Source organism: Pseudomonas sp. NFACC10-1, from assembly GCF_900119195.1.
In the GTDB taxonomy this organism is placed as follows: domain Bacteria; phylum Pseudomonadota; class Gammaproteobacteria; order Pseudomonadales; family Pseudomonadaceae; genus Aquipseudomonas; species Aquipseudomonas cerasi.
This window is the reverse complement of record NZ_FPJB01000003.1, coordinates 407,098-421,442: the sequence shown is the minus strand read 5'-3', so window position 1 is coordinate 421,442 and position 14,345 is coordinate 407,098. Positions and strand designations below refer to the sequence as shown.

At 55.4% G+C, this 14,345-nt stretch carries 10 protein-coding genes and 1 pseudogene; 6 read left to right on the top strand and 5 right to left on the bottom strand.

Going from position 1 to position 14,345, the window contains the following annotated elements; translation table 11 throughout:
* Positions 1–9: 9 nt before the first annotated feature.
* Positions 10–1,821, bottom strand: a complete 1,812-nt coding sequence (locus BT119_RS10595) for an ATP-dependent nuclease (RefSeq protein ID WP_072365618.1) — start codon at positions 1,819–1,821, stop codon at positions 10–12.
* A 314-nt stretch (positions 1,822–2,135) separates the two neighbouring features.
* Positions 2,136–2,873, bottom strand: coding sequence for a hypothetical protein (locus tag BT119_RS10590; protein WP_072365616.1), 738 nt, complete (start codon positions 2,871–2,873; stop codon positions 2,136–2,138).
* 560 nt (positions 2,874–3,433) lie between these two features.
* Between BT119_RS10590 and BT119_RS10585 the strand changes: the two genes are divergently transcribed.
* Both BT119_RS10585 and BT119_RS10580 read left to right on the top strand, forming a co-directional pair.
* Positions 3,434–3,817, top strand: a complete 384-nt coding sequence (locus BT119_RS10585) for a type III secretion system chaperone (protein ID WP_032609490.1) — start codon at positions 3,434–3,436, stop codon at positions 3,815–3,817.
* 59 nt (positions 3,818–3,876) lie between these two features.
* Positions 3,877–5,004: a T3SS effector HopA1 family protein gene (locus BT119_RS10580; RefSeq protein WP_003365117.1), complete on the top strand. Its 1,128-nt coding sequence runs from the start codon at positions 3,877–3,879 to the stop codon at positions 5,002–5,004.
* Between the two features lie 147 nt (positions 5,005–5,151).
* On the opposite strand, the pseudogene BT119_RS27490 reads toward BT119_RS10580, so the two are convergent.
* The 3 genes and pseudogenes from BT119_RS27490 to hrpL all read right to left on the bottom strand — a co-directional run.
* Positions 5,152–5,360: pseudogene (locus BT119_RS27490) on the bottom strand (hypothetical protein); the annotation flags it as partial.
* 259 nt (positions 5,361–5,619) lie between these two features.
* Positions 5,620–7,926: a type III effector HrpK domain-containing protein gene (locus BT119_RS10575; RefSeq protein WP_058416988.1), complete on the bottom strand. Its 2,307-nt coding sequence runs from the start codon at positions 7,924–7,926 to the stop codon at positions 5,620–5,622.
* A gap of 73 nt (positions 7,927–7,999) precedes the next feature.
* Positions 8,000–8,554: an RNA polymerase sigma factor HrpL gene (gene hrpL / locus BT119_RS10570; protein ID WP_003365122.1), complete on the bottom strand. Its 555-nt coding sequence runs from the start codon at positions 8,552–8,554 to the stop codon at positions 8,000–8,002.
* Positions 8,555–8,796: 242 nt separating this feature from the next.
* Between hrpL and sctW the strand changes: the two genes are divergently transcribed.
* From sctW to hrcN, 4 genes are read left to right on the top strand one after another with little or no spacing between them, the layout of a single operon-like run.
* Complete coding sequence (gene sctW, locus BT119_RS10565; protein ID WP_024662110.1) at positions 8,797–9,903, top strand: type III secretion system gatekeeper subunit SctW; 1,107 nt, start codon at positions 8,797–8,799, stop codon at positions 9,901–9,903.
* Complete coding sequence (sctV, locus tag BT119_RS10560; protein ID WP_003365126.1) at positions 9,903–11,990, top strand: type III secretion system export apparatus subunit SctV; 2,088 nt, start codon at positions 9,903–9,905, stop codon at positions 11,988–11,990. Before sctW ends, sctV begins: the two co-directional genes overlap by 1 nt.
* A 33-nt stretch (positions 11,991–12,023) precedes the next feature.
* Positions 12,024–12,998, top strand: a complete 975-nt coding sequence (sctD, locus tag BT119_RS10555) for a type III secretion system inner membrane ring subunit SctD (protein ID WP_003365128.1) — start codon at positions 12,024–12,026, stop codon at positions 12,996–12,998.
* Complete coding sequence (hrcN, locus tag BT119_RS10550; RefSeq protein WP_003365129.1) at positions 12,995–14,344, top strand: type III secretion system ATPase HrcN; 1,350 nt, start codon at positions 12,995–12,997, stop codon at positions 14,342–14,344. Before sctD ends, hrcN begins: the two co-directional genes overlap by 4 nt.
* The last annotated feature ends 1 nt before the right edge of the window (position 14,345 follow it).

Here is a 14,345-nt window from a genome sequence, read left to right as displayed (position 1 = left end):
CAATTAATATCAAAAAGGCTCTTTTACGTTGCCATCGAGAAACTCTGGCGTGTGTTCTTCCTCGAGGCTTTCTACACCCGCAATACAGTGAACAAATTTGACTATCGGAATATTTTTATCCTCCACATCTATACTGCGCACGTAGTTAAATGCTGATAGCGGCTTACCGAGAGACTTATCATAAACATAGCCATGCGTGTCCTCGAAATTTCTAATCGAAACGTAGCGGACAGCCGTGCATCCGCTTGCCCTAGCTTCAACAAGCTCGTCCCAGATACTTGTATTTAAAGACCAGGCACTGTTTTTCCTTGGACTCTTATCATTATTGAGAGACAGTACTCCATCCGTGTAAAGATACCTTTCGTCTGAATCATGAATAACATGCTGACAAATTTTAAAATGACTTAATACTTTAATAAAAAAAGGCATGTTATTTTTTGAACCAGTATTTAGGACAAAAACTTCTGATTTATTAAAGCATCTATCAAGAATATCACGAACCACAATGGCCTCGGTATCCCCTTCAACCATGACTACCTCATCCGCGAAAAAAGATTCGCATACATGAGGATCAAACCTATTGAGCATTTGAACTTGGTTTTTCGTGTCTTCATCACTGTCAAACAGACCGTGACCAGCTTGGTGGATTGAAGTGGTACCATCTTTGTGCTTAACGAATCTGGCAAGTGAAGTATGTGGCTTGGCAAGATCGATTAACTGTGGATCATGGGAGACGCAAAGTATCTGGTAAGAGTTTTGTCCAGCCAAGTCATACAGAGCCTCACGGAACCGGCGCTTATTACTAGGGTGTAGATATAGCTCTGGCTCCTCAAACAAGATTATATGCTTGCCGTCGGCCTTAGTTTCTTTAAAGATACCCAGTAAGTTTATTATCGCCTGACGTATCAAACCGTGACCATGCTGGTCGAACTGTCTCCCTCTATAAGCGGGTTCTGCTTCAACTTCTGCATTAGCAACCTCACCCTGGTCCTCCTTCAACTTTTCCAGAGTATCCAAAGCATCGGCCAAAACCGCAATTTCGTCTGTGACGTTAACGGGCCTGCCGCTAGGCTTATCGCCAATAAAAATGCTGAAGTCTTTCTCAATCGCTTTAGTTAGATCGGTCTCCTTATATGGATTAGTAACGATTTTCAACTCGAGCTCAGGGAATGTCTTTGCAAAGTTTTCATTTGCACCAGCGCAAATCCTCCCAAGATAGTCGTCCCCCTCCACTTTTTGCTGTAAAGTTTGGATTGCATTGATAGCAGCGCTGTATTCAGCCTCATGACTATCTTTAAGAGTTTTCAGTAGCTTATTCTTTATCTCTTTCTCGAGCCACTCCGTGAGATCCTTGATATTAGGCATAGCCTCTATGAAAATTATAGAGGGAGTAGCACTTGTTAGAATCTGCTCCAAGCCGCCGAATCCCCCAGCCACATACTCACCTTGGACGGGGTTAAAGGTTTCCTTCGAGGCAGCCGTATTAGGACTTACCCATGTCTTCCTAAATCGAACTTCGCCAGTAACTTCCGAAACCCACTTATTAAGCCCCTTACTATTAAAATTTTCGTCATCCGTGGAATCCTTGACGTAAACGGCCTCTATAATAATAGGACAATCTTTTGGATCTTGATGATGGAAATCTGTAATCAGCGCTTGTTTGTTAGGCGACGCAAAATACTCATATGCCCGTAAGACACTGGATTTCCCTATATTATTTTTCCCAAAAAGAAAAATTATATTATTGTCATCAAATTCAATTTCATTCTTCTCGCCTTTGACCGCTCGAAAATTTTGAATCTTTAAAGTTTTCAGTCGCATACATCTATCCTTGACTGTATGGCAGTCATTAACTTTCGCCCACGGGGTGCGAGCCGAAATTCTTAACAATAGACGACTTATACGGCGATGCTAGGGCAAACGAGGAAAAGTCATCTCATCAAGGCCCGCGCCTAAAGCGCTGGTCAGACTCTCTCGCATTGACGTATTGAGCACCAGGATCGAGAAAAATACGCAAAAAGACGTAAGTGGGTAGGCTATTTGTTCGCAGCACTGTGCCCCGCGCTGGCCGACCCTGGACTCCCCTCGGCAGACCAAAGCACGGTGCCATTAGGTGGACATAGCTGACTGAATCCTCAAGTCCCAAGGCTGGGATCAGTGTCTTTATTAGATGCTTGCTCAGATGACTGGGCGAGCGCAAGCTTGGCGGCGTCCAATCGCTCCTCAATCCTCCTCAGTTCATCCAAAGTCATCTGCCTTTCCTTTTCTCGATCTTCAGTTGTGTAGACATCCACACTGAGATGCTTTGATCCCACCAGCTTAGATAGGCTTTTCTCAATCCCCTCAAGGCTTCGTGCTACGCCTAACGCCGGGTCCCTCCCAAGTGAGCTTGTCCCCAAATGATCCGCCATATCCAGCGTGTAGACATTTGCCTCCCTAGGCTTAGCTTTGCTGCCGTGCCGCCACGAAATTGTCACCTCAAACGACTTGCCTCGAAGTACATTTATGTCAGCGAGATAGCTGCGCAGCCCTTGGCCCGGCTTAAGAACGCTAACCCGCTCAAAAGGAATTTTCGCGTCTTTCTGCCTCCCCTGGCCGTTTTCGAGTGGAGGATTGAAATCAATTCTAATGTCGTAAGCGGTGGCATTACCGGTATTGTCAACCGCTAGATCGTAATGCTGCAATGACCAACGGTTGGGAGTGAGTGTCGCTACAACATGAGGTTGGTCTGATGCCTCAGCCATCCTGGTGGTTTCTTTTGCCAGCAGCTTGGTGACCCGCCAGAGAAATATCGTGGCGACCGCCGTCACAACTGTGGCGATCACGCCTCCTGCACTGAATGCATCATTTACCCATGAAGTCTGCTCGGACATAGAACTCTCGACATTTCAGCGAATTTATCTTGTCTGGGGATGATAGCTACATATGGCCGCATATTCTGGCAAAGCCAGGCAAAGAATGGCTGTAACCTTGAGGGATTGGGATCAGCTGTCAGCAAGCGACTGCCCCATACAAATGTGAGTAGAATTATGAGTAGAGAAGAGGTCAAAACCAACACACTCCTTTAGAATAGGGTCTCACAGGCCAACAGTTCGAGTCCCCCTCGGGGCACCACCTTTAAAAAAGACCTTGAAATTCAAGGTCTTTTTTTCGTCTGGTGGAAAGTGCCTTGATCCAATCCTCGCTCTTCCGCCTCTTTCTCGGAATAGAGTGCTAAACGTCCAGCAAAGCCTTCCTGCATTAAACATTCGTCGTTACACACATGCCTTCGATGAGCAGTGGCCGAAGACCTCCAAATGCCGCTCCCCTAATCACTTGAACCTTTCGAAACGTCAGCACTGACAGGGCGTCTGCCTGACGTTTCTGTACGCGCATGGAACCTTATCGGGAAAATTTGCCACCCACCCGACAAATCCACAGTGGCGAACCGATTATGAGTAGCCTTTTCTACAAAACGTTGCTTGATGACTTTTCAAGATGCATGGAGATGCCCGCCTTGGCGTTTGACGATAAGGGTGCGTGCAACATGATCATCGACAAGGCATTCGCTCTGACGCTGTTGCGCGACGACACGCATCAACGTTTGTTGCTGATTGGTCTGCTTGAGCCACACGAGGATCTACCCTTGCAGCGCCTGTTGGCTGGCGCTCTCAACCCCCTTGTGAATGCCGGCCCCGGCATTGGCTGGGATGAGCAAAGCGGCCTGTACCACGCTTACCAAAGCATCCCGCGGGAAAAAGTCAGCGTGGAGATGCTGAAGCTCGAAATTGCAGGATTGGTCGAATGGATGAAGTGTTGGCGAGAAGCCCGCACGTGACCGCGCTTTCAATCTTCCGACGTATTTCAACTACTCTTGCTTAGCGTAAGGAGCTTTTAGTGAACCCTATCCATGCACGCTTCTCCAGCGTAGAAGCGCTCAGACATTCAAACGTTGATATTCAGGCAATCAAATCCGAGGGTCAGTTGGAAGTCAACGGCAAGCGTTACGAGATTCGTGCGGCCGCTGACGGCTCAATCGCGGTCCTCAGACCCGATCAACAGTCCAAAGCAGACAAGTTCTTCAAAGGCGCAGCGCATCTTATTGGCGGACAAAGCCAGCGTGCCCAAATAGCCCAGGTACTCAACGAGAAAGCGGCGGCAGTTCCACGCCTGGACAGAATGTTGGGCAGACGCTTCGATCTGGAGAAGGGCGGAAGTAGCGCTGTGGGCGCCGCAATCAAGGCTGCCGACAGCCGACTGACATCAAAACAGACATTTGCCAGCTTCCAGCAATGGGCTGAAAAAGCTGAGGCGCTCGGGCGCGATACCGAAATCGGTATCTACATGATCTACAAGAGGGACACGCCAGACACAACGCCTATGAATGCGGCAGAGCAAGAACATTACCTGGAAACGCTACAGGCTCTCGATAACAAGAAAAACCTTATCATACGCCCGCAGATCCATGATGATCGGGAAGAGGAAGAGCTTGATCTGGGCCGATACATCGCTGAAGACAGAAATGCCAGAACCGGCTTTTTTAGAATGGTTCCTAAAGACCAACGCGCACCTGAGACAAACTCGGGACGACTTACCATTGGTGTAGAACCTAAATATGGAGCGCAGTTGGCCCTCGCAATGGCAACCCTGATGGACAAGCACAAATCTGTGACACAAGGTAAAGTCGTCGGTCCGGCAAAATATGGCCAGCAAACTGACTCTGCCATTCTTTACATAAATGGTGATCTTGCAAAAGCAGTAAAACTGGGCGAAAAGCTGAAAAAGCTGAGCGGTATCCCTCCTGAAGGATTCGTCGAACATACACCGCTAAGCATGCAGTCGACGGGTCTCGGTCTTTCTTATGCCGAGTCGGTTGAAGGGCAGCCTTCCAGCCACGGACAGGCGAGAACACACGTTATCATGGATGCCTTGAAAGGCCAGGGCCCCATGGAGAACAGACTCAAAATGGCGCTGGCAGAAAGAGGCTATGACCCGGAAAATCCGGCGCTCAGGGCGCGAAACTGAAATCGGGGCTAAATAGCTGACACACTCACTGCCCTTATTACCTGTGTGGTCCTGAGATAGATTTATACCTGTTTCACACTTAAAACGCTCGATGCACCGCATCGGGCGTTTTCTATTTCAGGGATGTTTAGCAGTTCATTAAAAGCCGGAACAGTACTGAGCGCCGCAGCCTGAATGCTGAATCAGCCTCTGATCGGTTTTTTGGTCTCCAACCGCTTTCTCCGGAGCCTTTATCACCGACTGGGTAGAGGGCTATGAGTGGTCTTGTGATAAGCCCGTTGGCGAGGAACCTGCTCGCGCGCATCACGAATGAGGATAAACAGACGGTCTCTGCCTACGCACGACAACGCAGGAGCAATCAATATGAAAAAGCCCGCTCACCGCGGGCTTTTGAATTATTTTTGAGTAGGTGCCTGATGGGTCCGAACGCGACACTGGATAAACTTGCCAACCGCTGCCTATGGGCAACGTGTTCCTCAACCTCGGCATCAACATGCCAATACTTTCCTGGCAAGTAAAAAACCCTAGGATTGAAGACGGGCGGAACAATACAAGCACCTCATACACAGCACAAGAGGAAGAGGCTTGAAAAAGAGTTCAACCTCTTCCCTGCTATCAATGCGCCCTGTCAATCCCGAACTGATCCAGCACCGGGTCAACGTTATGATCAAACGCCTTCTGTGCCTTGTGCTTTTTGACTGCGTCGATAATCGCCGAAATACCAAAACCCAAAGCCATGGCGCCGTCGATGGCCCAGCCGATCACCGGGATTGCAGCGCCCAGCGCTGCGCCTGCGGCAAGTCCTGTGGCTTCGCCGGCAACCAGGCCGACAGCGCGGCCGATCATCTGCCCGCCCAGACGACCAAGGCCGGCAGACGCCTCGCGACCCATCATTTTCGCGCCGGTGTCTATGCCGCCCTTGATTGCCTCCGCACCCAACCTGGAGCTGTCGATGATGCTCTGAGCCGCGCCCAGCTTGTCGCCGCTGGCGAGCCTGTCAGACACTGACGCGAAGCCCATGACCGAATTGAATGCCTTGCCTCCGATACCTTGCTCGGCGAGCTGCTCGGCCAGCGAAGGGCCACCCTCTTCATCGGTCTTGCCCTCCAGCAACTTGCGGCCTTTTTTGGAGTTCTGCAGTTCGGACAAGGTGCTGGCCGTGTAGCTCTCACGCTCACCATTAACGAAATCAGCGGGCAGCACGCTTTCATACGCCGCTTTCTGGTTATCTGCGGTTTGCAGAGACTCACCGGCGTCAGACTTTTTCTGGCCAAGCAGTTGTTTCAGAGCGCCCCCTTCGCTGAAGTTGCGAACGTAGGAATCGGCAATCTTCGTTTGCACTTCATCAGGCTGGTTGTTGAATACTTGCTGGGCAGTGGGCACTTGGGCATCGGGAAACAGGTCTTTTTGCAGTTGCAGTTGAGCCGACAGACCGGTGATGGCGCCGCTGTAATCGGGGTCGGGGTTGTGTTTGTCGACGGCCTTGTCTGCGGTTGCCAGGTCGGTTTGCAAGGCCTTTCCGCTGTTGACGTTTTGAACCTGCTCAGTCACGGCCTTTTGCAGCGCCGAATCGCTGCTGACCAGGCTGCGCTCCTGTTCGGGAATACTTTTGTTGAGGTACTCCTGAACGTCAGGATCGGCTTGCAACTGAGCGATTCGCTCGTTAAGGCCCGCCTCGGTCTTCTCGGTATTGCGCAAATCCCGCCCGGCTATCACGCTCTGCTGAGTCTGCTGCAACTTGATCATCACAGCGGCCTTCTGCGCGCCGGTGTAAGCCTTGGGCTTCTCGAAAACCTGGGCGTTGAGTTTGCTGATATCGATACCGGCTACCGAATTCAACGTCGCGGCGTCGCTGAGCATGCTGGCGAACTGGCCACCATTTTTGGGAGCGCTCTTTCTGATCCACTCGCTCATATTGGACGCATCGAACACCTGGTCGGGACTATGCGCAGCCTTCTTGCGCCCGGTCAGACCGGCTTCATCCACCTGGCTGAGGAAGCCCGCCTGCGACCACATGTTGGACGACTGTTTGAGCGTACCTGACAACCCGGGGTTACTTTTAATCAGCGCTTTCAGACCCTCGGCGCTGACATTGCCATCGACATCGGTCTTGTCCGCCGCCCCGACTGCATGATGAGGGTCGGCAGCCGTGGCCAACGGCATATTGGCGCGCATCACCGCTGCGCTGCGCACCATTTCAAGGGATTGAGGATCGGCGCCGGGGTTGTCTTCCATGTACTTGGCCACGTCTTTGTCGGCATTGTCGGCCGCCTTCTCCATGTTTTTGGCGAACGCCTTGAGGTCTTTGTTGGTGATTTTGCCATCTGCATTACCGCCGTCCTTGCCGACGTCGACCGCCGTCTTCAACGCAGGATTGGCATTGATGAACGCCATCGCCTTTTCGGCGTTGGGGCCATTCTCTCTGGCCATCCAGGCTGCGGCGATGGGCCGGTTGAGTTCTTTGGCGGCCTGCTCGCGCTCTTCGGGCGGCAGGTTGGCAACCATCGGTTCCCAGCGCTTGAGCGCCTCGGGCGAAGAGTATTCGGAGTTATCGAGAAACGCTGCATCGGTCGCGCTCGGTGCATTCGCCGGGTTGGAGGCCGCCGTGGGTGACGCGCTCGCGGTTGACGAGACCGACGTCATCGGGGACACCTGATCACTGTCCTGATCGACGCTTGAGGTACTTTCGCTACTGCTGCTGCGAGTCAGCAGACTCATCAGCGATGAGCCGCTTTGCTCGGTTCCCGAAAAGGACGATGGGCTGTCGTTGGCCTGGCCGAACTGTACAAAAGCCTGACCACCACCTGCGCCGCTCTGCGTGAGCGAGGCTTTGGCCAATGGCGTCTCAGCAGCCAGTTCGCCAGAGGTGGGTTGATTCACGATGCTGCCGAGGGCAGGACTGGGAGAACTGGATATACGCATGGTTGCCATCCAAGTGGTGAGGGATGGCAACTGTGTGGTTTTGCGTGCGAGTTGGTTCCAGACAGATAACCACTCAGGCAAACGGGTCTATCTGTTGCTTGAGCTGCACCCGTGCCCGGGACAACCGTGAGCGGACGGTGCCGATCGGGACACCCAGCGTGTTGGCGGTTTCCTGATAATTGCCGTCCATTTCCAGCGAAACTTCCAGGACCTTCTGCATGTTCGTCGGCAAGCAATCGATGGCCTCTATGACACGTGCCAACTGCCGGTGCCCGTCTACCTGATGAGTAATATCGCCGTGCCATTCCAGATCGGTATGGACGTCGTCTTCCCAGCTTTCCTGATAAGGCTGGCGATACATTTTGCGGAAGTGGTTGCGGATCAGATTCAGTGCAATGCCACACAACCAGGTTTGCGGTTTGCTGGCGTGCTGAAACTTGTGCTCATTGCGTAACGCTTCGAGAAACACACACTGCAGGATGTCATCCACATCATCGGCGTTCTTTACCCGCTTCTGAATGAACGCCCTGAGCATCTGGATCTGATCGGCCGTCAATTGACGAATACCAGCGGACGAGGATGGTTTGCGTGGTTCGGTTACATCAAGGATCACAAGATTCGGGAGCATGGGCTTGCCTCATTTGATGGAGTGCAAGCCCTATAGCGATAACCATGCCAGCCAAAAAATATTTATAAGCATCTGTTTTATAAGACTATTTTAAAATTTGAAATTCTTTGAAATACATTTTTTTGCGCAACACGGTTTTTGGCTCTGCAGCTTTTGGCACAAACGCATAAGCCTTCGGCACCAGGGAACCGAAGCGCGTCAATGACCCACTCAGCGGTCATGACCAGGCCCAGAATCGTCCTATGAAAATCGTCGCCCCGCCTACATTACCCATTCGTCCGGTAGCGCCAATCCGCGCCATCACACCGGCTGCGCGAGCGATTCCCGGCAGCGGGTTGCCTGATGAAAAAGGCACCTCGTCACTGCAGGTCTCGCGCTTCGCCGCAGCGCTGGTGCAGCACAGCCGGATACTGCGTGAGCGAGAGCTGATCGCGAGCAGGAACGCGTTGCAGTCGCGGGCCGTCAAACTGGGCGAGCTTTATCAGTTGCTGATGAGCACCAGCGACACCGGGCTGGATAACGCCGCCAGACTGCTGCGCAAAAAACTGCTGCAGGACAACGACGCCGATCTGGAACAGGTTCTGGAATTCGCTGACGGCGACGCTGCCAAGGCTCACGTGGTGTTGCAGGCAGCGCGCAAACAGGCAGAAGACGATGGGGCTGAAGAAGAATATGCAGCGCTGACCCAGACGCTTAAACATCTGCGCCGCCGATTCGGTCCGCGCGCCCGCGCCGGTATCAATACCGCAAGAGCCTTCGGGCGCCAGAACATCGACAACAAGCGCCGCACTGCCTTGCGCAATCTATATGGCGTAGCGGTGTCGGGACAACCCAACGTCACGGGCTTGATCGAAGCCCTGATCGGCGAGCAACAGGAACCCGGCGAGTTCGACCTGAACCTGCGCGACATGCGCATCGCCATCGCCGACGATCTTTCGGCGATTACTCCGTCGGCTTCCCATGAACAACTGCGCACGCTGATGCATGGCCTGACCACCGCGCGCCATGTCACTACGTTGCTGCGCGGTTGCGAACACCTGCTGGGACGCATGCGCAAAAAGAATCCCAAACTGACCGTGGACCCTCCGGCCTTCCTCAAACACATGCTGACCCTGACGGCCAATGGCATGAACGTGAATCAGACCTTGCAGCTGACCCAGCACATCGGGGGCAACAAACTCGAACACCAGTTGGCGTTTCTCAATGGCCTGCGGCCGATGCTGATGCAACTGCCGATCCTGCTCTGGCGGGACCTGAAAAGCCGCCAGGCCGCGCTGAATAATCTACTCACGCTGATGGCCGAGCTTACGCATAAGGAACAGAAGCAACTATACGAGGGGCTTGCCTGATGAACCGGGTCATCAACTTTCTGAACATGGTCGCGCTGTCGGCCATGCGCCGCTCGGAACTGGTCGGTGCGTTTTTTGTGATCGCCATCGTGTTCATGATGATCACGCCGCTGCCCACCGGGTTGATCGACGTGCTGATCGCCGTGAACATCTGTATTTCCTGCCTGCTGATCATGCTGGCGATGCACCTGCCAAGGCCACTGGCGTTCTCGACCTTCCCTGCCGTGCTGCTGCTGACCACGATGTTTCGTCTGGCCCTGTCGGTTTCCACCACGCGGTTGATTCTGCTCAACCAGGACGCCGGACACATCGTCGAGGCGTTCGGGCAGTTTGTGGTGGGCGGCAATCTGGCGGTGGGTCTGGTGATCTTCCTGATCCTGACGGTGGTCAACTTTCTAGTGATTACCAAAGGCTCGGAACGGGTCGCCGAAGTCGGTGCGCGTTTTACCCTGGACGCGATGCCCGGCAAGCAGATGTCCATCGACAGTGACCTGCGTGCCAACCTGATCACCGTCCACGAGGCCCGCAAACGACGCGCTGAACTGAACAAGGAAAGCCAGTTGTTCGGTGCGATGGATGGCGCCATGAAGTTCGTCAACGGCGATGCGATCGCCAGCCTGATCATCGTTGCCATCAACATGATCGGCGGCATTTCCATCGGCGTGCTGCAACACAACATGGCGGCGGGCGACGCCTTGCAGCTGTATACCGTGCTGACCATCGGTGACGGCCTGATCGCGCAGATTCCTGCGCTGCTGATTTCCGTGACCAGCGGCATGATCATCACCCGCGTGCCCAACACCGAGGCGGGTGTGGAAGCCAACATTGGCCGCGAGATCGCCGAGCAGATCACCAGCCAGCCCAAGGCCTGGATCATCGCCTCGGTGGCCATGCTCGGCTTCGCGGCCCTGCCGGGAATGCCGACCGGTGTTTTCATTACCATCGCGATCATCTGCGGTGCCGGTGGACTGCTGCAGTTGCAACGGGCAAAACCCAAGGCCGATGAGCAACGTACAGCCGCTGTGGCGCCAGAAATGAACGGCAAGGAAGACCTGCGTACCTTTTCGCCCAGCCGCCAGTTTGTGCTGCAATTCCACCCCGGTCAGGACAGCGCACAGATCGAAGCGCTGGTCAGCGAAATACGCAAGCGCCGCAACCGTCTGGTGGTGCAGTACGGCCTGACCCTGCCTTCGTTCATCATCGAGCATGTCGATGACATTGCCCCGGACGAGTTTCGCTTCACCGTCTATGACGTACCGATGCTCAAGGCCACCTTCACGCAGAGCCATGTCGCCGTGGAAGCGCGCCAGCTGGAAGGCGAAAACCTTCCAGCGGCCATCCCGGGAAATACCGACCGCCAGGAAGATCAATGGGTCTGGCTGCCTGCCGAGCAGTCTGGCGAATTGAACCCGGTCAGTTCCACGACGCTGATCATCGAACGCATGGAGCGTGCATTGCAGTCCTGCGCGCCGCAGTTCATCGGCTTGCAGGAAACCAAAGCGATCCTCAGCTGGCTGGAGTCCGAGCAACCGGAACTCGCTCAGGAAATGCAGCGGGTCCTCACCCTGACGCGCTTCTCGGCCGTCCTGCAACGCCTGGCCTCGGAGTGTGTGCCGCTGAGGGCGATCCGGGTCATTGCCGAAACCCTGATCGAGCACTGCCAGCATGAACGCGATACCAATGTGCTGACCGACTATGTGCGCATTGCGCTCAAGTCGCAGATCTACCACCAGTACTGCGGTGCCGAAGGCCTGCAAGTGTGGCTGCTCACGCCGGAAAGCGAGGGGTTGTTGCGCGATGGCCTGCGCCAGACGCAAACCGAAACATTCTTCGCGCTGAGCAACGAGACCAGCCAGATGCTCGTGCAACAGCTGCACATTGCCTTCCCGGTACGAGCTCCCGAACAGGCGGTTCTGCTGGTGGCACAGGATCTGCGCAGCCCTCTGCGTACCTTGTTGAGGGAGGAGTTCTACCATGTACCCGTACTATCTTTTGCGGAAATCAGCAACGCGGCCAAGGTCAAGGTCATGGGTCGATTCGACCTTGAAGACGATCTCGAGCCGCTGGACAACGAGCACGCTGCCTGAGCCTGCAAGGCCTGAATGCACGGAGACTTTCAGATGTTTGAATTACGCGTACTGAATGGCCAGCACCAAGGCGCGGCATTACCGCTGATCGGTGAGCAATGGTCGATTGGCTCTGCCGGGCAACACGATCTGGCGCTGGACGATGCGGGCGTGGAAAGCCTGCATTGCCGCCTGCAACGTGTCGACGACAACTGGACACTGAACGCTGAACAAGGCGCGGTCTGCGACGAACAGGGCAACGCCCGGCCGAGCATCGACCTGACGCTCAATAACGCTTTCATGCTGGGTTCGGTGTGGCTGTGCGTTTCGCCTGCGGGCGATGAGTGGCCCTCGGTGCCCGCCGTGCTTCCCAAACAGCCCGAGGCCGAATCCGGGCCGGCACACAACGATGTGCCGCTGGAGAAGGTCAAGTCCCGCTCGCAATTTCTCAACCGCACCACGGGCATCATCGCCGGGCTGCTGGTGGGCGTCATCGGCAGCGCCTGGAGCCTGACCCGCCCGCCTGCTATTGCGATGGATCAGAGCCCGGCACACCTGGCTGCCGCCACAACAGAGGCCTTGCCCGATACGCCCAAGGCACCAGCCAGGGCTGCAAACCCTGTGACCGACAAACGCATACGCCTGAGCAACGCGGATGCCGTCCGCCATCAGTTGAGCACCATGCTCAGCGACCGCCTGCTGACTGACATCAGCGTGGAAGAGACGCCCGACGGGCTGATCCTCAACGGCGATCTGAAAGAAGAATCGCTGCTGGTCTACCAGCGCATGCTTCAGCGCTTCAAGGCGCTGTATGACTCGCCGGTAACCGTCCTGGACAACGTGGGCAGCAATCGCAACACCCTGCCCTTTGTGGTGGTTCAGATCATGACCGGGCCGCATGCGCATCTGGTGACTGCCGACGGTCGACGTGTTTACGTAGGTGACGAAGTGGATGGCCTGCGCCTCACCCGAATCGATAATCAGCGTCTGCAATTCGACGGTAATCGCCATATCGAGGTGAACTGGTGAATGCAGCACTGAACCTGTGGAAAGACGCGCATGCCAAGCGTTTGAGCCAGTATTGCGCGGTGCGCGTCATTGGCCGGGTCAGCGCCGTGCGCGGGATTCTGCTGGAGTGCAGGATTCCATCGGCCAAGGTCGGCGATCTCTGTGAAGTGAGCAAAGCCGATGGCTCGTTGCTGCTGGCCGAAATCGTCGGTTTCACCCAGGAATGCACGCTGCTCAGTGCCTTGGGCCCACCCGACGGTATTCAGGTGGGCGCGCCGATCCGTCCGCTGGGCGTGGCACACCGGATCGGCGTCGATGACAGCCTGCTCGGCTGTGTACTGGACGGTTTCGGGCGGCCGCTGATGGGCGATTGCCTCGGCGCGTTCGCCGGCCCCGAAGACCGCCGCACGACTCTGCCGGTGATCGCCGACGCCCTGCCGCCGACCCAGCGACCGCGCATCACCCGGGCCTTGCCCACCGGGATACGCGCCATCGACAGTGCGATTCTGCTAGGTGAGGGACAGCGTGTCGGGCTATTCGCCGGTGCGGGCTGCGGCAAGACCACACTGATGGCCGAACTGGCGCGCAACATGGATTGTGACGTCATCGTTTTTGGCCTGATCGGCGAACGGGGTCGCGAGTTGCGCGAGTTTCTCGATCACGAACTGGACGAAACCCTGCGCCGCCGCTCGGTGCTGGTCTGTGCAACTTCCGATCGTTCCAGTATGGAGCGCGCCCGCGCTGCGTTCACCGCCACCGCCATCGCCGAAGCCTTTCGCGCCCGTGGCCAGAAAGTGCTGTTGCTGCTCGACTCCCTGACCCGCTTCGCCCGCGCGCAACGGGAAATCGGTATTGCCTCGGGCGAACCACTGGGGCGCGGCGGTCTTCCGCCCTCGGTGTACACCCTGCTGCCACGGCTGGTGGAGCGCGCCGGGATGAGCGAGAACGGTTCGATCACCGCGCTTTATACGGTGCTGATCGAACAGGACTCGATGAACGATCCGGTCGCCGACGAAGTGCGCTCATTGCTCGACGGACACATCGTACTGTCGCGCAAGCTGGCCGAGCGCGGGCACTACCCGGCTATCGATGTGTCGGCCAGCATCAGCCGGATTCTGAGCAACGTCACCGGTCGTGAACATCAACGGGCGAACAATCGCCTGCGCCAGTTACTGGCCGCCTACAAACAAGTGGAAATGCTCCTGCGCCTGGGTGAATACCAGGCCGGGGCCGACCCGGTCACCGACTGTGCCGTGCAACTGAACGAAGCCATAAACGCGTTCCTGCGCCAGGACCTGCGTGAGCCCGTGCCGTTGCAGGAAACCCTGGACAGGCTGCTGCAACTCACCTCTCAACTGCCGGAGTAGC

Coding starts and splice junctions, on each gene's coding strand:
- BT119_RS10585 (WP_032609490.1), top strand. CDS start 3,434: ATGAGTAGCCTTTTCTACAAAACGTTGCTTGATGACTTTTCAAGATGC.
- BT119_RS10575 (WP_058416988.1), bottom strand. CDS start 7,926: ATGCGTATATCCAGTTCTCCCAGTCCTGCCCTCGGCAGCATCGTGAAT.
- BT119_RS10590 (WP_072365616.1), bottom strand. CDS start 2,873: ATGTCCGAGCAGACTTCATGGGTAAATGATGCATTCAGTGCAGGAGGC.
- sctV (WP_003365126.1), top strand. CDS start 9,903: ATGAACCGGGTCATCAACTTTCTGAACATGGTCGCGCTGTCGGCCATG.
- hrpL (WP_003365122.1), bottom strand. CDS start 8,554: ATGCTCCCGAATCTTGTGATCCTTGATGTAACCGAACCACGCAAACCA.
- sctD (WP_003365128.1), top strand. CDS start 12,024: ATGTTTGAATTACGCGTACTGAATGGCCAGCACCAAGGCGCGGCATTA.
- sctW (WP_024662110.1), top strand. CDS start 8,797: ATGAAAATCGTCGCCCCGCCTACATTACCCATTCGTCCGGTAGCGCCA.
- BT119_RS10595 (WP_072365618.1), bottom strand. CDS start 1,821: ATGCGACTGAAAACTTTAAAGATTCAAAATTTTCGAGCGGTCAAAGGC.